1 protein-coding gene is annotated in these 705 nt (G+C 55.5%); it reads left to right on the top strand.

The window, feature by feature from the left end:
• The first annotated feature begins 176 nt into the window (after positions 1-176).
• Entirely contained in the window at positions 177-530 is a 354-nt protein-coding gene (locus AA0535_RS15785; protein WP_373319320.1) for a transposase, read from the top strand.
• The last annotated feature ends 175 nt before the right edge of the window (positions 531-705 follow it).

Below are 705 nucleotides of genomic sequence, written 5' to 3' on the forward strand. Positions count from 1 at the left end.
TTCCGCATCCGTCGCCCCGATCGTCTCGTCCAATCCCAACTCCAAATGACAGTATTGAGTCAATCCCGATACGCTACGTCAAGCTTCATCCACAAGCGCTAGCTCTTATCTGACTACTTGCTCTGGACTGTCCCCAAAAAGGCCCATCTGCGTAATTGTCCGCCTCCTCATAACGAGTGGACCAGCATTTCTTGACGCGACTGCCCGCGGAGGGGGCAGGTCGCTTTCTAGATTACTTTGACAAAAGGCCTATCAGCTTTGGGCGAGACCTGCTTCAATTCCTGCCTGTAGGTTACGGGCAGCAGGAACAGGGATGGGCACGAGGCGATCTGACGGATCATGAATGGTTGTTGATTGGTCTGCTTCTGCCACCTGAGCGCGGACGTTGGCCCCGTCCAGCTGGAGACAAGCGCCTGTTTCTCAATGGCATGCTGTATGTTTTGCGCACAGGCTGTCCCTGGCGCGACATGCATGAGCGCGACGGCAAATGGAACTCGGTTTATGTCCGGTTTTGGCGTTGGGCTGAATAGGGTGTGTGGGATGCCTTGCTGCAAACCCTGGTAGATCTGGGGCTGACCTATAACAGGCAGCATATGCTGGACAGCACTGTGGTTCGTGCCCATTCACAAGCTACAGGCGGAAAGGGGGGGCTCATTCGGAGGGTTTTGGTCGATCACGCGGCGGTTTTACGAGCAAGATCCACGC

Source organism: Asaia krungthepensis NRIC 0535 (assembly GCF_025995175.1).
Taxonomy (GTDB): Bacteria; Pseudomonadota; Alphaproteobacteria; order Acetobacterales; family Acetobacteraceae; genus Asaia; species Asaia krungthepensis.